This window comes from Pontibacter sp. YIM B11418 (assembly GCF_059278805.1).
In genome coordinates this window covers 201,247-218,856 of the sequence record NZ_JCAEMH010000006.1, presented here as the reverse complement: position 1 = coordinate 218,856, position 17,610 = coordinate 201,247, and the positions used below count along the sequence as shown (strand labels likewise).

Below are 17,610 nucleotides of genomic sequence, written 5' to 3'. Positions count from 1 at the left end.
AATTCAATATTGATAAGTAATAAAGGTGATTTCATCACGCGTAGCATGCAAGCCAACCCTTTTCACCCGATTGCCATCCGCCTGCCAGCACTATACCTTGTTCTCCTGTGCTGCCTGCTGCTGAGCTCCTGCGAGAGCACCGACACAAGCGGGGCTGCCTACGCCCGTGATGAAGAGGGGCAGCGTGAATTCTTCCCGGAAGAAGTCGCCTACACACGCCCAGGCTCTCTGATAGAAGCGATCGAAAACCCCTCGCCCTGGGTAGACTCTGTCTTCCGGACACTGAGCCCCAAAGAGCGCATTGCACAGCTGATCATCATAGAGGCATTTTCCAATAAAGGCCCAAAATACGAGGCTGATGTGATGAACCTGGTCAAAAGGTATAAAGTGGGCGGTATCATCTACTTTCAGGGAGGGCCCGTGCGGCAGGCTGTCCTGAACAACCGACTACAGGCCGCCTCCAAAGTGCCCCTTCTGATCTCGATGGACGCTGAAACCGGTGTGGGTATGCGATTGGACAGTACCGTGCAATATCCATTTCAGATGATGATGGGCGCCATCGAAGACAACGGCCTGATTTATCGCATGGGGGCCGAGGTGGCCGAGGAATTCAAGCGACTGGGCATGCACGTAAACTTCGCCCCGGTGGCCGACATCAACAACAATCCGCAGAACCCCATTATCGGTTACCGCGCTTTTGGGGAAGACAAGCTGGATGTGACCGCCAAAAGCCTGGCCTACATGCGCGGCATGCAAGAGAACGGCATCATTGCAGTAGCCAAGCACTTCCCCGGCCACGGTGACACGGATGTAGACTCTCACTATGATCTGCCCATCATTCCGCATGACCGCGACCGGCTCGACTCGCTGGAGCTATATCCTTTCCGCGAACTGATCAAGCATGGCATCGGGGGGATTATGGTGGCGCACATGCACATGCCCGAGCTCGATACGACCATGAACCTGCCCTCCACCCTATCCAAGCCCATCGTGACCAACCTGCTCAAGAAAAAGCTGGAATTCAAGGGCCTGGTCTTCACGGATGCCATGGTCATGAAGGGCGTAACCAAGTACTTCCCTCCCGGAGAGGCGGAGGCACGCGCCCTGATCGCGGGTAACGATGTGCTGGAGCGCCTCAACAGTGTCCCCAAAGCCATTCAGGCCATAGAGCAGGCGATTGCCCTGGGTTATATCACGCAGGAAGAGATTGACCATCGCTGTAAAAAGATGCTGGCCGCCAAAGCCTGGGTGGGCCTGGACAGGTATAAGCCCATTGAGTTGGAGAATCTGTACGAAGACCTGAACCCAGGTATAGCCGACAGCACCAACCACGCGCTGGCCGAAGCAGCCATGACTCTTCTTAATAACAAAAAGAATTTTCTACCCATCCGCCAAAAAAAGCGAAGGCGCATCGCCACACTATCTTTTGGTGTGGTGCGCCCCAGCATATTCCAGCGCGAAATAAACAAGTATACCCGCATCGAGGCCAATTTTGTGCTATCCCGGAAGGCCAATGCCAAAGAAGTAAATCAAATGAAGCAGAAGCTCAAAGGCTACGACCTGGTGCTGGTGGGCCTGTACGGGCCAGCTGTCACGCCAAGCAACCGGCTGGGCTACTCCAAAGAGGCAGTCGGCTTGGTGACTGACCTGGCGCGCTCGGACAGGTCCATTATGACGCTCTTTGACAACCCTTATACCTTGAACCAGTTCCCGGACATCCACAAGAGCCGTGTGCTGATACTGGCTTATCAGGCCCACATGCATGCGCAGGTGGCGGCGGCCAAACTCTTGTTCGGCAAAATACCTGCCCGCGGCAAGCTGCCCGTTACTGTAAACGAGCACTACCAGTACGGCCATGGCATCAGCAAAGACAAACCATTACTGGCTGTGAGCCCTTAAATAAGTATCTTGTAAGATTGCTTTGCGTATGATGGCAAGTATGGGCATCGCCTAAGAACAGCAACCCTAAAACTTTGAAAAATAAATGCTTAACATTAGAACAACATACCTGCTTGGCTTCCTAACAGCTATGCTCCTCTGGAGCTGCGAAGGCAACCGCACCGCACAGGAGACCGAAGAAATAACCGTGGATGTACCCGCCGACACTGCCCGAGTGGAGCGAACGGGCCGCACCGTAGGCGAGCGGCTAGAGTCATTGCGTGGCTGGATGAACGAAAAAGTGGAACGTGGCGACACGGCTATACAGCGTGAAATGCCGGGGATAAAAGAAGATTTCCGGGTGCGATCCGCCGAAATTGAGCAGAACCTGGACAGCCTTTCCGCCGAATCAAAAGCGGAATACGCCCGCCTGAAGGAGCGCTACGAACGCTGGGAGAACCGACAGGAAAGACGACTGAACACGCCGCTCGACCGCGCAGAACTGGACCAATGGGAAGAGCAGCTGCTTCGCGAATTTAAGGAGATCGAAAACATAGCGCCACAGGACATGCGAGAGGCGTACCTCACCTTTATGGGCGTGATCCGGGCCAAGCGCCGCAACTGGACGCAACATGACTGGGACTACGTGGATAATGTATACGGGCAGTTGAACCATCGTCGCGGCCAGGTAGAGAACCAAATCTCTAACACTGATAAGCTAAAAATCAGAGCTTTGCAAGCTGAGTACCTAACTTTAGAAGGAGCCGCCGACGCCCAAAGCACAATGCGCAACATGCGTAATTAAACAATTGGAGGACTTTTTGGTTTAGTCCCTATACCTTTGCACAGGTATAGCCAATGGCTTTTGGCTGACGGCCTATACCTACATTAAAGCGAAAAAAATGGAAAAAGCGACATTTGGAGGAGGATGCTTCTGGTGTACCGAAGCAGTGTTTCAGGAGCTGGCCGGCGTACAGAAAGTAGAATCAGGCTACGCAGGCGGGCACATGGAGAACCCAACTTATAAGCAAGTCACTTCGGGTACTACCGGTCATGCCGAGGTCCTGCAGATCACCTACGACCCTGAAATCATCAGCTACGACGAGCTCTTGGAAGTTTTTTGGGAAACCCACGACCCGACCACGCTGAACAGGCAGGGCAACGACATCGGGCCGCAGTACCGCTCCATCGTGCTCTACCACAATGAAGAGCAGCGCGAGAAAGCCGAAAAATACCTGAAAGAACTTGATGCGTCCGGTGCCTTTGATGCCCCGATCGTGACGACAGTAGAGCCGCTGCAAGAGTTCTACCCGGCCGAAGACTATCATCAGAATTACTTCAACACTCACGGCCACGAGCCTTATTGCAGCTTTGTGATCCGGCCAAAAGTGGATAAGTTCAGAAAAGTGTTTGCAGACAAACTGAAGCCCGGAGCGGCCAGATAAGTCAGTACAAAATAAAAAGCGTCAGCTACCCAAAAGGATGGCTGACGCTTTTTTATTCCACTACAATAGGAATTACCCCTGCAGCTGCACCCATTGCTGGGCAATGATGGTCTTGGCATCGGCAAAGTTCTCCTTCAGAAGTTCTTCCCGGGTATAGCTCACCAGTTCAATGTGCTCGTGTTCATCGTCCTTCCCACCGCCCTCGGCATGCTGGTGCGACACTTCAGCATAGTACAACAGCACTTTCTCCGTCGTGCCGCCCGGCGAAGAGTAAAAGGTATGCAGGTGCTGCAGATTGTCTACGCTGTAGCCGATCTCCTCTTCTATTTCGCGGGCAATGCTGGTTTCCGGGCTCTCGCCCTCGTCCACCATACCTGCCACGACTTCCAGCAGCTCCGATTCAGAACCTACCCGAAACTGCCGGGTCAGGATGTAGCGTTGCTTTTCGGTGTCGTATACCATGGCAGCTACTGCCGTGCCACGGTCAAATTGCTCCCGCGTAAAGGTATGGCCGTTCTGCGCTACCGTCAGTTTATAGATCTTGAAGTAGCCATCGTAGGCCGTTTCTCTCTTTTTGATTTCCATAAGGGCGAATATAGGCAAAGCCAGGGTATAGCCTGCCATCAGGTATAGGTTAAAGTTCGGGTTACAGTTCGTTGTTGTGGAAGGCTGCTTTCTGCGTACGCTCCGTCAGGCCGGACATGGAAAGCGGTGTTTCACTCTCGTAGCCTTTCTTGGCCCGCTGCTCGCCAGTTGGCCCGGGCAGCATCCGGTTGAGCACAGCAAACACATCGGTCGTGGTTTCTGGTGAGAGCCCATGAATGAAAGCGCCAATCTTGGCAGGTATAGACGTGACTACTTCGGCATCTCCGTGTCGGCAGGCATCCAGTATCGATTTGGCCGAATCCTCAGCGCTGATGGAAGTGAGCGGGCTCGAGTCGACAATTTTAAACAGCGTATATTCTTCTTCGTGCTGCCCCTTGACGTTTGCGTGCCGCGGACTGCCAGTCTGCATCAGGCCCGGTGAGGCGCAGGTAACGGTTATATTGTACTGCTTCAACTCAGCACGCAGGCCTTCGGATAGACCCACCAGGGCGAATTTGCTCGCACTGTAGGGCACTAGGTGTGGTACGCCCAGTTTTCCACCGATCGAGGCAATGTTTAGGATGCGTCCGCCTCCGCGGGCCTTCATGGAAGGCAACACGGCCAGCGTGGTGTAAAGCGGTCCCCAGAAGTGCGTCTGCATCGCTTCCTCAAAATCTTTTACGGTCATCTCCTCCAGCGGCCCTGCCGTGATGATGCCCGCATTGTTGATCAGCACGTCGATCTGCCCGAATTCCTGCTGCACCCGTTCGATCATCTGCGCTACCTGCGCCTGTTGGGTAACATCGCAGGGAACGACCATCACATCGGCTCCGTTGCCTGCCAGTTCCATGCGCGCATCCTCCAGCTGCATTTCGTCGCGGGAGCACAGCACCAGCCGGGCTCCTTCTTTAGCCAGTTGACGCGCCATCACAAAGCCCAGTCCACGGGCGCCACCGGTTATCAGCACCGTTTTGTTTCGGAAGCTGTAGGCATTGAGTTTACGGTTGATGGCACGGGCTGCAAGCAAAGCGCCTGCTCCGGCTGCCAGCCACCACAGGTTTCTTTTCTGTTCTGTTTTCATAGAATTGTAGGTATAACAGGTATAGCCAGAAGCAGCATACTGACAGCTGATCCGGCTTTTTGTCTACGGGAAGGTAAGTGATGTAGGTTCGTGAACCGGAAACGAGCAGGTATAGCGCGGCTTACTTTTTCTTCTTGAAAGGCTTTATACCTTGTCGCTTGCTGGTAAATACCTCGTTTTTAGGCATCGGGGTATACAGCAGTTTCACCGATACCACGCCGTAGTGATCTTTGGTGTTCTCCACGCGGGTAACGTTGTCAAGGTAGTCTGTGGTAGTGATGTGGTACACAACCTCAGGCGCAACGCTGAACTGATCAGAAAAACGGAAGCGTATACCGCCGCCAAAAGGAATTACCCCGGCAATGGCCGGATATGATCGCAAGCGGTCGTAAGTGATGTCAGAATTAGGAGTCCGGTTGGTAGGGTAAGAGCTGGGGGTATAGTACACAAAGCCTGCCCCGCCCTTTACAAAAGGCACGGCAAAGCGCTTACGCAAAGAGCGGTAGTTATTTGACCCTGCGTAGCTGTCCAACAGGTTGTACACCAGCATCCCGGACACCTCAATTACCCTTGACTCAAAAGTGATGTTATCCTGAAAGGTTTTCTCGGACGCGCCTAGTTTAATGTACTCCACCTCACCGCTGAGGGACCAGAAGGAGTTATACTTGAACAGGGCACCGATGCTGAAAGCGGGGCCGATGTCATTGCAATCAAAGCTGCCGCATATGTCGCTTTTCACAGCGGCCAGACCAGCGCCGGCTTGTATAACCAGCCCGCGCTCGGGGATCTTACTCACCCCCATGCGGCGAATGACATTATCCTGCGCCTGGGCGGTAGTGCAAACTGTAAGGGCGATCAAAAATAGTGATAGAAGGAAGTAGCTGCTCCTGTTCATGCTTCAGACAGGTTTCTCTTTAAGGTTTGTGTGGTTCGCAGACCAGGTATTGGCTGTAGTGGGCCTGCTTCCCCTATCTACGCAAGGCCAAAAGAAAGGATCATTAAAATTTATGAATACATTATAATATAGCTATGATGATATAATCAGTACTATACCTTCTTTTGTTGCAGGGCTGATTTGGCAGATAATAACCTTTGTTATTAAGACTCAGTGGTTGAAGCAGTTGCACGAAGGGACGGGCGTTTCTTGTTCAGCAGCTGAACAAAATCGATGACGAGTGAGGCCGCATCCGGATAAAAGGTGGGATTGATATTTTCGTACACATCCGTCGGTTTGTGGTAATGCGGATGGTCTTCCACCCCGAAGTAGATGAACGGAATCTGGCGCTTGTGGAATTGATAATGATCGGACTGTCGGGTCCAGTCATTCTTACCCTGCTCAGGCCGGTCGTGGCCTGTTAGCAACCTAGCCTGCGGCCTTGGCTTGACCTGATGCAGCAGTGGCAACATGGCCGGATAATGATAAGACCCACTGGCGTATAGCTCGCCCTTGTCGTTCAGGCTGAGCATGTCCATGTTCACATTCAGTTGGATCAGTTCCAGGGTAAGCGGAGGATTCTCCAGAAAGGCATTGGCACCCTGCAGACCCAATTCTTCGCCATCAAGCGCGGCAAAGACCAAGGTATAGTAAGGTTTGTTTTTCTTAAAATAGGCAGCAGCAGCCAACAGCGCACCCACGCCAGAGGCATTGTCATCGGCTCCGTTGTAGATCTCTCCCTTGCTCTCGCCCACATGGTCGTAGTGCGCCGTCAGGACGAGGGCTTTGTCGGTTTTGCCAGGTATAAAGCCGATCAGGTTGATGGCCTCCTCCACTACAACGCCTCTACTTTCCAGACGGAAGGTATGGCGGTAGCTGTTGTTATAGGTCTGCAGCCCGATCTCGCTGAAACGCTTTTCGATGTACTCCTGCGCCATCCGGTTGCCTTCCGTGCCGCTCAACCGGCCCGCCATTGAGTCGGCGGACAGTACCTGCACGTCGCGCAGCAGCACCTGCGGATCGAGCACCCTTTTCTGAGCGAGTGCAGAAAGCTGCAGCGTACAGATGAGTAAGAATACAAAGGAGAGGTGGCGTTTCATAGGCTATATTTTGGGCGAATTTACTATAAAATCGCCAGCACGCCCTTATAAAAGATTAGTTGTTCAGAACAGGCCAGGCTACCCAGCTTTTCTGGCGAGTTGAAGCTTTTTTCTGCTGCTCCGCCACACGGCGCTCTACTTCCTGGGTATAGCTGCCGTCTTTCTCAAAAACCTCGCCTTTCAGCACCCATCCTGTTTTTACGTAGTCCTGAACTCTGCTTACGAGTGCCTGTAGGTCTTTTGCTTCGATTACGTCGAATTCCATGTTCGTTCCTGTTTTAGTGGTCTTACAAATGGTTGTCAGATGTGATTTAAACAAGGAGCGTGCCACTTACGTTCAACGATTCTAAATGTTACAATTATTTTAAAACAAATTACAGAACCCCTACCAGATGCCTCCGGATGCTATTCAAAGCCCTGGAAACTGAACGGGCCGGTCTGCAGACCGGTCCGTTCAGGTATAGCAACTAATTGTATTCTAGTTTTTTACATTTTCTTGACATCAATAAAGGCAGGCAGTTCTATCGGACCCACCGAGGTTTGAATAGTGGGTTTGATCTGTAGTAAAATATCCGGTCGGCTGCCACCTTCTTTCTCGGAAAGCATCGCCACAAGTCGCAACAGGTTATTAAGTCCGGAACCGCCGTTTTCCTCCGCCAGTTTGATAGGAGTGCGCACGTTAATGGTGTTCAAACCGTGGCGCAATTCCACCGGCTCGTCCACGATGCCACTCAGCGTCTGCTTGCCATCCAGCAGCAACTGCCATTTCAGCTTGGTCACGGTCATGCTGCGATCCTGGCTGCCCTCGTCCAGTTCTACGTTCAGCCCCAGGCTAGAGTAGGCGGATAGATTGTTGTCCGAAAAGGCCGAAAGCAGCAGCGCCGCCTCGCTGAAAGAGAAATCCTCGGGCCGCTTTTTGTTCAGCACATTCACGCCGTTCAGCTTCACTTCATTTATACCTGACAGGCTATACTTCGCTTCCTTAAAAGCATCAACGTCGCTCTTGGTGCCGCACGAAAATGCGAATAAGGCGATGCCCAGTAACAGGGCGAAAGATAGGAGATTTGTCTTTTTGATCATTTGCTTTATACTGCTCAGCGCTTGATTACTTTGCCTGAGCCTGAAATAGTTGAGTTAATAGTTGGGTTTCCCTGGTAGTACACGTTTCCGCTGCCGGAGATCGTAACAGCCAGTTCATTGGCAGCGTTTACTTCCACATTTCCTGAGCCACTTAGCGTAACGCCGGCACTTTCACTACGCATCCCAAAAGACTTTACGTTGCCTGAGCCGGACAGGCTGATATCCTGTGCGCCAGCCTCCCCTACTAGGTCGATGCTGCCGGAACCGGTCAGTCTGCTCGCTAGCCTGTCAGCCAGGGCATTTATGCGGAGATAGCCGGAACCATCGAGCACGACCCGGAAGTCATTTGCTTCAAATTCATCCAGCAGCTCTATACGCCCTGACCCGATCAATTCGGCACTGCTCAGCTCTGTAACAGTCATCTGCACCTCCACCGTCTTGTGGCTGCGCAGGCACCTGTCAAAACTGAGATCCCATACGCCGTTCGACACATTGGTGCTGATCGCATCCAGCACATTCGGCTGCGCCCGTACTTCGATCCGCTGCGTGGCTCCCCGTCTAACAAAAACGCGGGTATCCCCGTTCACGCGCAGTCCGCTGACCGCATCCAGGTTGTACTCCCGGGTTTCCACGTCGCCTCTTCCCCGGATACAATCCTCATCGTCGCAGGAGGTAAGCAGCAGTACAGGCAGGATAAGCAGGAGCATCCACCGCCCAAAATTAGTAGATTTCATAGTTTTATGCAGCTTAATTAGAATTGCAAGTTAGATAAACCTGCTGCAGCTGCATAAAACTGCATGTTCTGTCCACTCAATAATTTAATGCCATCACTAATTTTTAGCTGAAATGCCCTACTCTTTGCCCACGCTGGTTCACAAGCACGCCGCTGTCTGTCACAAACAAGCCCTGCAGGTAGTCGCTCTCGAAGTAGAAAGGATAATCGCGGTTATTGGTGCGGGCCAGCTTGCCAATGATGCGGGCGCCCCGTTCGGTCATGTGCACCAGTTGCAGACGCGTGGTCAGGAAAAACTGCTCGTCGGGCGCATTGTTGAACACCACCTTGCGCAGCACCAGCCGGCTGTCCAGTCCCTGAGCGACCGTATTGGCTCTGGTTGGCTGCTGCATTTGCTCCCTTGCCTGCTGTGGCGGTCGGCTCCTGCTTGCCATCGGTTGTTGCTGCTGTCCATTTACGCTGGCCATTAGTTGGGCGTCGGCGTTGCCCCAGCCTTTGCTGATGGCCGCAAGCCGGTAACTGCGCCCCGGATGCGTGGCCGAGCTTCTTTCATCGGAGAGCACCTGCATGGCAGCCTGTGCCTCCTCCAAACTGGCCCCCATCTTGCGGAGTACAAAGCCCGAAAATTCATCAGCCTCCAGTTCATCGGCGTGGTTGCTACCCTGACCGGACAAGGTATGGCCGTTCAGGTGATGCCCGATCTCGTGCGCCAGTATGCTCACGCCAGCCCAGTCGGTATGCACCGCGTTGTTGATGGCGTCCAGGAAATGTTCGTTGTAGAGGATATACCGTTTGCCGTTGTAGATCACAGCAGCGGCATTTTCGATATTGGCAGACCGTACCTCAAAGCGCGGTTTCAGTCCGATCACGTCAATGATCTCACTGATCACGTCGCGGGGGGCGGCTTTGGCGGCTGTATAGGGTGCCGGGCTAGGAACTGCTTCTGCCCTTGCCACAAAAAGCGGAGTCAGGGCCAGCAGCAGGGCCAGGCAAATGATGTTCAATCGATTCATAGGATGTCCTTTCTGTAGATGGATAAACACAGCATATCCAAAACGAAAAATAAGTGGAGGCTGGTATAGCTTGCTATGCAAGTACTTTGCCAGATTTGTACTTTTCGTTCTCCCAGCGCGGGCACCTATACCCTATCGGAAGAAAGCCACTAAACTGCTCGGTTTACTAACCGTGATAAAGGCCGGAGACTCAATATTGCCTACTGGGGTTTTAACTGTGGGCTTGATCTTAAGGGTGAGGTGTTGGCGTATGTCCACCCGTTGCCCCAGCAGCGTGATCAGCCTCGAGAGACCTGTATAATTGGGCATGTTGCCGTCTGTGGCCAGCCCCACAGGCGTAGCGATCGACAGCCGGTTCAGTCCCTCGTGCAGCACCATGGTCTCCTCGATGGTGCCGGTCAGTGCATCCTCTCCTTCCACTTCCAGCAGCCATTTCAGGCGGGTGATGGTCAGGTTTCGTTTTTCTTCGCTTTGGTTCTGCAGGGCAACATGCAGTGCCAGGGTGGCGCTTAGCTCCAGCGAGTTGCTGGTCACGGAGGCCAGCAAGCTGTCACCCTCCTCATGCGTGAAGCCGCGTCGTTGCTGTATGCGCTCCTCTACGTCAATTCCGTTGAGCTTGATATCCTTTATGCTTTGCAGACTATACCTGGCTTCCGTAAATGCCTTGATATCCTGTGCCTGCTTGCAGGACAGACCGACCAGCATTAGAGCCAGCGACAGAGCAACGTTACATACTTTATTCATCTTCAGGTCATTATCACACATTCTGATATGCAAATAAAGCAATAGTTCGCAATAAGTAATTCAGGTATGGCACAAAAAGAAGCAGGTATAGCCCGAGCCATACCTGCTTCTTTTCATCTTTAATGTTGCTGTATACCTACCGCCCGATCATGTAGCGCCGAGCGGCTGGTGGTGTTTGTGCTTCTCCTCGCCCGTTTCCATGTAGCGCTTAAAGTAGCGCAGGTCTTTTTCCACCATCGTCTTGAGCATCGGGTTGAGCATTTTGGCAGCTAAGCCTCCGACAGAACCCGCTGGCGGACTGTAAGAAATAACAGCCTGCACAATGGTGCCGTGACCATCCGGAGAATCAGAAAAGCGCACCTCCCCGGCATTGTCAATATCGGAGTTTGGCAGCGAACGCCAGGCAATCAGCTCGTTTTCTTTTTCTTGGATGATATCCGCATCCCAGGAAACGGTGCCTATACCTCCCGGAATCTTGGCTACCCAGCGCGAACGCTGCGGGCCATTGGACTGCACGCTTTCAAGGTGCTCCATAAACTTCGGCAGATTCTCGAGCATGCGCCAGAACTGGTATACCTCCGTGCGGGGCCGCTCTACCGTAATGGTCTTGATGATGTCTACTGATATGTCTTCGTTCTCTGCCGTATCGCGGCCAATCATCTGGTTGACTGGGCAAAAGCCGGTAAAGCCTCTAAAAATCAAAGCACCGCCTGCCAGGGCCGTGAGGATACCGGAAGTGCCGGATTGGCGAAGCCCTACCAGGACCATGGCAGCGCCTCCCACAGCGGAAAGCACCCGCTCCGGACGGCTTACGTTGATGTGGCTCGACCCGGAGGCCGGCGGAAATATATGCTCCGTCTGGAGCATTTTAGAGTAATTGGCATTGTATGTATCCATAGCTTATTGGTTTTGTTCTATTTCGTTTTAATGGATACGTGCGTTGGGGCTATTATAGTTGCTGCGCTTTCACTTGCGGCAGATTAAGAACTCATCTTATCCCCCAATAAAGGCACTTTACCTCCTCAATATAAACATGCACTGATTTTTTTTACTCTTTCCATAATAAGGAATTCTAAAATCGTATACCTTTGATACCTTCCCTATAGGATCTTCTGAGTAGATCTGGTTCCTGTTCAGTGCTATTGCATTTATTTTCTGCCTCAGCTTCAATCAGCTTCTTAATCTTATCTCATGAAAACAGCATTACTTCTTATCTCCTTCTTTGTATTTTACTTTCCGGCGCAGTCGCAACGCAATAACATGCTAGCCGATTGCCAGCGACAGCCCAGTCCATCCGGGCAGCGCAGTGTACAGATGCAGACTGCCTTAGCTGAGAATAAAGTGGCAGTCTATTATGTTGTGGCAAACGATGAGTCCTATAGCCAGGCTGAATACGATGCGATAAAGAAAGCCACCCGGGAGATCCAAGCCTGGTTTCAGGTGAACACGGGCGGCCTCACTTATACCTTTGCCTATGCAGACACCGTGATCTTCTACCAGGCGAAGGAAAGCACCAGCTACTACCGCGAGGATTGGTGGGGCCTGTTGCTTGCAGAAATGGATCAGCTGGGCCACCCGATCTGGGAACCTGGTTTCGTGGTAAGCCTTTGGATTAAATCCGGCCGCCCCGAAGGCCTGGGAGGAGGTGCTCAATGGTGCGACGGCTACTGCGGAGTGGCCATCACTGCGGTAGAGAACTTTCCGGAGTTCAATGACTTTGGCAGATGCCCTACCGACCCCGATGGCAATATGTGGCCCTGCGTACCACACGGCACCATGGCGCATGAGTTAGGCCATGCCTTTGGTTTACCCCACCCCGAGGAAATAGAGGCCACTCGCGAAGCGGCCTCCCATAGCGTTATGCAAACACACTGGAACTACCCCGACAAGGCACCTGAATGGGAGAGTCCGTGGGGGCTACTCACAGTGGAGCGCAACGCACTTTGGAGCAACCCTTTCTTCTATCAGGATATTTCACTCCGTCAAATCTATGATGCCCCTGTCGTCAACCTGCCATTGACTGGACAGGCGCCTGAGATCCGTTTCCGAAGTTCGACTAAGGGGCTGACGGTTCATCTGACTAATCGGACCGAAGGGGCCTGGCTTTACTACTGGACCTTTGGGGATGGCAGTGTGAGCAACGAGACCTCACCGAGCCATACCTACAGCCAACCGGGGACCTACACCATTACCCTCAGGGCCTCCAACGAGAACGGGATGATGGCGCTGCAGCGCATGACGGTGCAAGTAGCGGAGGAGAAGAAGCCTGTTGACAAGCCTATTACGGTTGGCCCGATTAAAATATACCCTAACCCAAGTTCGGATGGCCGGTTTACCGTCAGTTTCCCTCCATTTCCATTCTCCGTTCACCTCACCGTGCACAATGCCATGGGGCACCCCGTTGTACAGCATACCTTTTCCGGAAGGTACCGCGACCTGACACTGGACCTGAGTGATTTTGGCCGGGGCATCTACTATGTTCGGATTGAGTTCAAAGGAGCGTCATTTACGCAGCGGCTGGCGGTGCTTTAATTTAGTCCTTGCAGCAATCTCTTCAACAGAAAACAAAAAAGCCCCGGCGTTTACCGGGGCTTTTAAATTAATGTACTAGGTATAGCTTACTTAAACTTGCCTTTCAGCATAGCGAGTTTTGCCGCGAAATCGTTGGCTGGCTCCTCTTCGCGCTTGGCGCCGCCTTTCTTGCTGCCACCTCCAGCAGGTCTTGCTGCGGCCGGATCGCCTTTCATGCTTAGAGAGATACGCTTGCGCGGTACATCCACTTCCAGCACCGTTACGTCTACCTTCTGCCCTACCTTCACCACATCATGCGGGTTCGTTACGAAGCGGTCTGACAGGTGGCTAACGTGTACCAGTCCGTCCTGATGCACCCCAATGTCCACGAAGGCACCGAAAGCAGTAATGTTCGTTACGAGGCCCGGCAGTTTCATGCCCTCACGCAGGTCCTTCATTTCGTTGATGCCTTCAGTAAAGCTGAACGCCTCGAAGGTCTGGCGTGGGTCACGACCTGGTTTGGCCAATTCACTGATGATATCCTGCAGGGTTGGCAAACCTACGGTATCCGTCACGTAGTTTTTCAGGTTGATCTGCTTGCGCAGTTCATCTTTCTGCATCAGATCCTGCACGGTTACACCCAGGTCTTTAGCCATCTGCTCCACGATCGGGTAGCTTTCCGGGTGCACCGCCGAGGCGTCCAGTGGGTTCTTCGCATCCCGGATTCTTAAGAAGCCCGCTGCCTGTTCAAAGGCTTTGTCGCCCAGACGGGCTACTTTCTTTAGCTCGGTTCTGGTTTTGAACGGTCCGTTCTGGTTGCGGTACTCCACAATGTTCTGTGCCAGCGATGGTCCCAGGCCCGACACGTAGGTCAGCAACTGCTTGCTGGCGGTATTCACTTCCACACCTACGGCGTTCACGCAGCTCATCACTACGTCGTCGAGCGAATGCTTCAGGGCAGTCTGGTCTACGTCGTGCTGGTACTGGCCAACGCCGATGGATTTCGGATCGATCTTCACAAGTTCAGCCAACGGGTCCATCAGGCGACGACCAATGGAAACGGCACCACGCACGGTCACGTCCTGGTCCGGGAATTCCTCACGGGCAACATCAGAGGCAGAATAAATAGAAGCGCCGCTTTCGTTCACCATCACTACCTGCACCGAAGCCGGCAGTTTCAGACTTTTCACGAAGGCCTCTGTTTCGCGGCTGGCGGTACCGTTGCCAATGGCAATGGCTTCTACCTCAAAACGGGTCACCATATACCTGACGGCCTGTGCCGCTTCACTTTCCTTATGCTGACCGGTGTGCGGGTAGATCGTTTCGTTGTGCAGCAGCTTGCCCTGCTTATCCAGCACCACCGATTTTACGCCGGTTCTGAAGCCCGGATCAAGCGCCAGCACGGTTTTTTGACCAAGCGGCGAAGAGAGGAGCAGTTGGCGCAGGTTGTCGGCAAATACACGGATCGCTTCTTCATCGGCACGTTTCTTTGAGGTCAGGCGCACTTCCGTTTCCATGCTCAGCTTGAGCATGCGCTTATAGCAATCTTTAGCAGCTAGCTTCACTTGTTGCGCAGCGGCATTGTTGCCTTTCACGAACATGCGCTCCAGTCGCTCAAGGGCTTCTTCTTCGTCTGGCTGGGCACTGAGCAGCAGTACCATTTCGGTTTCGCCGCGGCGCATTGCCAATATGCGGTGCGAAGGAGCTTTCTCGATCGGTTCTTCCCACTCAAAATAGTCTTTGAACTTCTGTCCTTCTTCTTCCTTGCCCATCATCACACGGCTCTTGAAAGTGCCTTTCTTCTCGAAAAGCTGGCGCATGGTGGCACGAGCCTCAGCATTCTCGTTCATCCATTCGGCCATAATATCGCGGGCACCGGCTAAGGCTTCCTCGGCATCTTTTACCTCTTTCTCTTCGGATATGTATTGAGCGGCCTCAGCAGTCACGTCTATGTTTTCCTGCTCAAACAGACGCTGCGCCAGTGGCTCCAGTCCTTTTTCGCGGGCGATAGTGGCACGGGTACGGCGCTTCGGTTTGTAGGGCAGGTAGATGTCTTCGAGCACTGCCATGGTCTCAGCAGCCATGATGCGCGCTTCCAGCTCCGGCGTCAGCTTTTCCTGATCTCTTATAGATTTAAGGATGCTTTCGCGGCGCTTGTCGAGCTCACGCAACTGTTCCAGACGATCGCGCACGGCGGCAACCTGTACTTCGTCGAGCGAGCCGGTGGCTTCTTTTCGGTAACGGGAAATGAAAGGCACAGTGGCGCCTTCGTCCAGCAAGGTTGCCGTGGCTTCCACCTGCTTAATGGTGATGGAAAGCTCGGTGGCAATCTTGATTAAATGGTCAACGTTTAATTCCATGTATTTGGGTAAAGAATAATCTGACTGTAAGGCGGAAAAAAGCACAGCGGAAGGTATAAACTCAGCCCTTCCTGATTCTCCCGCACATTTCCCCGGTCTCGAGGTATACCTGTTTGCCTAAGGAACGTCAAATTTAAACGATATTGCCTGAAAGCGAAACATCTGACGCTTGTAAATTGACCTGAGACCCTAATTGGCTGTCACACTGTTTGCTAAATATTTTTATACCTTCGCAGGCTTGAGATTCCCGATACATAATACATTCCGCCTGTGGGTGCTGCTCAGTCTGCTGCTTTGCACGATGCAGAGCTGTGTAGTGCAGCGCATCGACCACACGCCGTATGCACAGACCGACTACTACCACCATACCCTGCAGGAGCTCGAAAAGCAACCTCCAGTTGCGAGTAAAAACGATTCGCTGCGGGTTGGCTGGGCTAAAGTGAACATCACCCCACCTGTTGGTAGTCCGTTGGCGGGCTATGGCAAACGCAAAGGGCTCAGGTATAGCGCCGTGCACGACTTGGTGTGGGTGCGCACATTCGCGTTTGACAACGGCCAGACAGAAGTTATTTTCGTCGCACTCGATATGCTCATTGCTCCCATGACAGTCGCTGCTGCATTGGAGAAGGAATATGCAGCCTTAGGCTTGAGTCCCGGGCAGGTATACCTGAGTGCAACCCACACGCATAGCAGTTTCGGGGGCTGGGGACAGAAGTTGGTGGGAAAACTAATGGCAGGCAGGTATAGCAAGCAGCTGGTGCAGCAGACCACCGCTCATATCGTACAGAGTATACAGCTGGCCCGGCAAAACAAGCAGCCCTCCCAAATCGGTTATAGTAAAGCCTATGCCCCTCACTTAGTTCGCAATCGTCTGACGGGCTCCTTAACTGGTAGAGATACAACCATCCGCTTCTTCAAAATAGAACAGGATTCCTGTAAAACGGCCGTCCTGGCTACTTTTGCAGCACACCCCACCATTCTTCCTTCCATGGATGCGGTGCTTTCGCGTGACTATCCGGGAGAATTGGTAGACCAGCTGGAAAAAAGTGTGGACTTTGCTGCTTTTGCGGCTGGTGCGGTGGGTAGTCAGGCTGTGATGGCACCGCATGGCGATACGTATGAGAGCACAGCTGCCGTGGGGCAGGAACTGGCGGCAGCCATATTGGAGAAGCTCCCGGCAGTTGAACTGACCCACACGGCCCGCCTTGGCTATGCCAGGCATTCATTGCTGCTCCCCAAGCCACAGTGGCGCCTGCATACCAACTATCGCTTTGCCCCTTTCCTGTTTAACCGGCTGTTCGGCAAATATCCTGCTTATATCAATAGTATGCAGTTGGGCGAGGCGGTGCTTTTGGGCGTTCCGGCTGATTATTCGGGCGAGCTATTGCCTCTGCTTGAGCGACGGGATTTACCTGTGGTCGTGACCGGGTTCAATGGCGGGTACATCGGGTATATCACACCTGACCAGCACTATCAAATGAAGAAGTATGAAACCCGGTCCATGAATTTTTACGGGCCGCATAGCGGAAGCTACCTCACAGATATTCTGAGCAGGATCATACAACAATACAAGCTTCAGCAGCCTTAGTAATTGGTCTTTCACAAGCAGAAAGGTATATACCTGATACTGGCATTTTCTTCTTTTTATACCTGATCAACCAGATAAATACAATATACCACTTCCATATAACTCATATTCATATCATTGTATTGAAATTGTTATAAACAAAACAGCAGCTATCCGGGTTTAAATAACATGGGGCTTATAGTTCTCATTTTGTGTTACTTAAATCTTCGATAATGGAAACGTATTTGCCAGATATAGCTAGTTTGTTCTTTTTTCTAACTTTTACTGTTTATTCTTTGCTGGTGATCTTTATGCTGGTATGGACCTACCACGATGCAGAAAGCCGCGGTGTGATGGGATGGCTGGTAATTATTCCGACTTTTCTGACGGGTACCCTGCTGGGCGTAGTGCTCTGGCTGGTGTTCAGACCGGAGTTGAAGCCAGTGCCAGTAATGGTGAGGATGCGCGAGTAAGTGATGTGACGATGATAGTTAAACAGAGCAGCCGGGTTTTTATCCGGCTGTTTTTATTTTACACCTACCTTAAGTCGCTAATCTGCGTTTTTTAGACTATCAACCA

At 52.5% G+C, this 17,610-nt stretch carries 17 protein-coding genes; 6 read left to right on the top strand and 11 right to left on the bottom strand.

The features are described from left to right. Positions 1–9 precede the first annotated feature (9 nt). The 3 genes from AC4QZR_RS16005 (at position 10) to msrA (ending at position 3,323) form a co-directional block, all read left to right on the top strand. Complete coding sequence (locus AC4QZR_RS16005) at positions 10–1,899, top strand: glycoside hydrolase family 3 protein (protein WP_494481821.1); 1,890 nt, start codon at positions 10–12, stop codon at positions 1,897–1,899. A gap of 85 nt (positions 1,900–1,984) precedes the next feature. Continuing rightward, positions 1,985–2,683: a DUF6565 domain-containing protein gene (locus tag AC4QZR_RS16000; protein ID WP_494481820.1), complete on the top strand. Its 699-nt coding sequence runs from the start codon at positions 1,985–1,987 to the stop codon at positions 2,681–2,683. Positions 2,684–2,780: 97 nt separating this feature from the next. After that, positions 2,781–3,323 carry a peptide-methionine (S)-S-oxide reductase MsrA gene (msrA, locus tag AC4QZR_RS15995; RefSeq protein WP_494481819.1) on the top strand — a complete coding sequence of 181 codons (543 nt, stop codon included), beginning with the start codon at positions 2,781–2,783 and terminating at the stop codon, positions 3,321–3,323. A gap of 72 nt (positions 3,324–3,395) precedes the next feature. On the opposite strand, the gene AC4QZR_RS15990 is transcribed toward msrA, so the two are convergent. From AC4QZR_RS15990 to AC4QZR_RS15945, 10 genes are all read right to left on the bottom strand, one after another. Then, positions 3,396–3,947: an NUDIX domain-containing protein gene (locus AC4QZR_RS15990; protein WP_494481818.1), complete on the bottom strand. Its 552-nt coding sequence runs from the start codon at positions 3,945–3,947 to the stop codon at positions 3,396–3,398. Between the two features lie 22 nt (positions 3,948–3,969). Continuing rightward, positions 3,970–4,989, bottom strand: coding sequence for an SDR family NAD(P)-dependent oxidoreductase (locus tag AC4QZR_RS15985; RefSeq protein ID WP_494481817.1), 1,020 nt, complete (start codon positions 4,987–4,989; stop codon positions 3,970–3,972). Positions 4,990–5,110: 121 nt separating this feature from the next. Beyond that, on the bottom strand, positions 5,111–5,884 hold the full coding sequence (locus AC4QZR_RS15980; RefSeq protein ID WP_494481816.1) for an outer membrane beta-barrel protein: 774 nt from the start codon (positions 5,882–5,884) through the stop codon (positions 5,111–5,113). Positions 5,885–6,087: 203 nt separating this feature from the next. After that, on the bottom strand, positions 6,088–7,023 hold the full coding sequence (locus AC4QZR_RS15975) for a M28 family peptidase (protein WP_494481815.1): 936 nt from the start codon (positions 7,021–7,023) through the stop codon (positions 6,088–6,090). A 55-nt stretch (positions 7,024–7,078) separates the two neighbouring features. Continuing rightward, on the bottom strand, positions 7,079–7,288 hold the full coding sequence (locus tag AC4QZR_RS15970) for a hypothetical protein (RefSeq protein ID WP_494481814.1): 210 nt from the start codon (positions 7,286–7,288) through the stop codon (positions 7,079–7,081). Positions 7,289–7,509: 221 nt separating this feature from the next. Beyond that, on the bottom strand, positions 7,510–8,103 hold the full coding sequence (locus AC4QZR_RS15965) for a hypothetical protein (protein WP_494481813.1): 594 nt from the start codon (positions 8,101–8,103) through the stop codon (positions 7,510–7,512). Positions 8,104–8,117: 14 nt separating this feature from the next. Beyond that, entirely contained in the window at positions 8,118–8,837 is a 720-nt protein-coding gene (locus AC4QZR_RS15960; protein WP_494481812.1) for a head GIN domain-containing protein, read from the bottom strand. Positions 8,838–8,940: 103 nt separating this feature from the next. Beyond that, positions 8,941–9,849 (bottom strand): M48 family metalloprotease, encoded by a 909-nt coding sequence (locus AC4QZR_RS15955; RefSeq protein WP_494481811.1) that lies wholly within the window; start codon positions 9,847–9,849, stop codon positions 8,941–8,943. A gap of 132 nt (positions 9,850–9,981) precedes the next feature. After that, positions 9,982–10,593, bottom strand: coding sequence for a hypothetical protein (locus AC4QZR_RS15950; protein ID WP_494481810.1), 612 nt, complete (start codon positions 10,591–10,593; stop codon positions 9,982–9,984). Positions 10,594–10,740: 147 nt separating this feature from the next. Next, a complete protein-coding gene (locus AC4QZR_RS15945) occupies positions 10,741–11,490 on the bottom strand; it encodes a YgaP-like transmembrane domain (RefSeq protein ID WP_494481809.1) in 750 nt (249 codons plus the stop codon). Between the two features lie 294 nt (positions 11,491–11,784). On the opposite strand from AC4QZR_RS15945, the gene AC4QZR_RS15940 reads away from it, so the two are divergent. Then, positions 11,785–13,125: a PKD domain-containing protein gene (locus AC4QZR_RS15940; protein WP_494481808.1), complete on the top strand. Its 1,341-nt coding sequence runs from the start codon at positions 11,785–11,787 to the stop codon at positions 13,123–13,125. Between the two features lie 86 nt (positions 13,126–13,211). Here AC4QZR_RS15940 and AC4QZR_RS15935 read toward each other — a convergent pair whose 3' ends face one another. Continuing rightward, positions 13,212–15,464, bottom strand: a complete 2,253-nt coding sequence (locus tag AC4QZR_RS15935; RefSeq protein WP_494481807.1) for a Tex family protein — start codon at positions 15,462–15,464, stop codon at positions 13,212–13,214. Between the two features lie 238 nt (positions 15,465–15,702). On the opposite strand from AC4QZR_RS15935, the gene AC4QZR_RS15930 reads away from it, so the two are divergent. Further along, positions 15,703–17,052 (top strand): neutral/alkaline non-lysosomal ceramidase N-terminal domain-containing protein, encoded by a 1,350-nt coding sequence (locus AC4QZR_RS15930; protein ID WP_494481806.1) that lies wholly within the window; start codon positions 15,703–15,705, stop codon positions 17,050–17,052. Positions 17,053–17,264: 212 nt separating this feature from the next. Next, entirely contained in the window at positions 17,265–17,504 is a 240-nt protein-coding gene (locus AC4QZR_RS15925) for a hypothetical protein (RefSeq protein WP_494481805.1), read from the top strand. Positions 17,505–17,610: the final 106 nt, after the last annotated feature.

What these genes read in the sequence shown, in the direction of transcription:
- AC4QZR_RS15975 (WP_494481815.1), bottom strand. Translation starts at nt 7,023, where the DNA reads ATGAAACGCCACCTCTCCTTTGTATTCTTACTCATCTGTACGCTGCAG.
- AC4QZR_RS15985 (WP_494481817.1), bottom strand. Translation starts at nt 4,989, where the DNA reads ATGAAAACAGAACAGAAAAGAAACCTGTGGTGGCTGGCAGCCGGAGCA.
- msrA (WP_494481819.1), top strand. Translation starts at nt 2,781, where the DNA reads ATGGAAAAAGCGACATTTGGAGGAGGATGCTTCTGGTGTACCGAAGCA.
- AC4QZR_RS15945 (WP_494481809.1), bottom strand. Translation starts at nt 11,490, where the DNA reads ATGGATACATACAATGCCAATTACTCTAAAATGCTCCAGACGGAGCAT.
- AC4QZR_RS15955 (WP_494481811.1), bottom strand. Translation starts at nt 9,849, where the DNA reads ATGAATCGATTGAACATCATTTGCCTGGCCCTGCTGCTGGCCCTGACT.
- AC4QZR_RS15960 (WP_494481812.1), bottom strand. Translation starts at nt 8,837, where the DNA reads ATGAAATCTACTAATTTTGGGCGGTGGATGCTCCTGCTTATCCTGCCT.
- AC4QZR_RS15940 (WP_494481808.1), top strand. Translation starts at nt 11,785, where the DNA reads ATGAAAACAGCATTACTTCTTATCTCCTTCTTTGTATTTTACTTTCCG.
- AC4QZR_RS15970 (WP_494481814.1), bottom strand. Translation starts at nt 7,288, where the DNA reads ATGGAATTCGACGTAATCGAAGCAAAAGACCTACAGGCACTCGTAAGC.
- AC4QZR_RS15950 (WP_494481810.1), bottom strand. Translation starts at nt 10,593, where the DNA reads ATGAATAAAGTATGTAACGTTGCTCTGTCGCTGGCTCTAATGCTGGTC.
- AC4QZR_RS15965 (WP_494481813.1), bottom strand. Translation starts at nt 8,103, where the DNA reads ATGATCAAAAAGACAAATCTCCTATCTTTCGCCCTGTTACTGGGCATC.
- AC4QZR_RS15990 (WP_494481818.1), bottom strand. Translation starts at nt 3,947, where the DNA reads ATGGCAGGCTATACCCTGGCTTTGCCTATATTCGCCCTTATGGAAATC.
- AC4QZR_RS15935 (WP_494481807.1), bottom strand. Translation starts at nt 15,464, where the DNA reads ATGGAATTAAACGTTGACCATTTAATCAAGATTGCCACCGAGCTTTCC.
- AC4QZR_RS15980 (WP_494481816.1), bottom strand. Translation starts at nt 5,884, where the DNA reads ATGAACAGGAGCAGCTACTTCCTTCTATCACTATTTTTGATCGCCCTT.
- AC4QZR_RS16000 (WP_494481820.1), top strand. Translation starts at nt 1,985, where the DNA reads ATGCTTAACATTAGAACAACATACCTGCTTGGCTTCCTAACAGCTATG.
- AC4QZR_RS15925 (WP_494481805.1), top strand. Translation starts at nt 17,265, where the DNA reads ATGGAAACGTATTTGCCAGATATAGCTAGTTTGTTCTTTTTTCTAACT.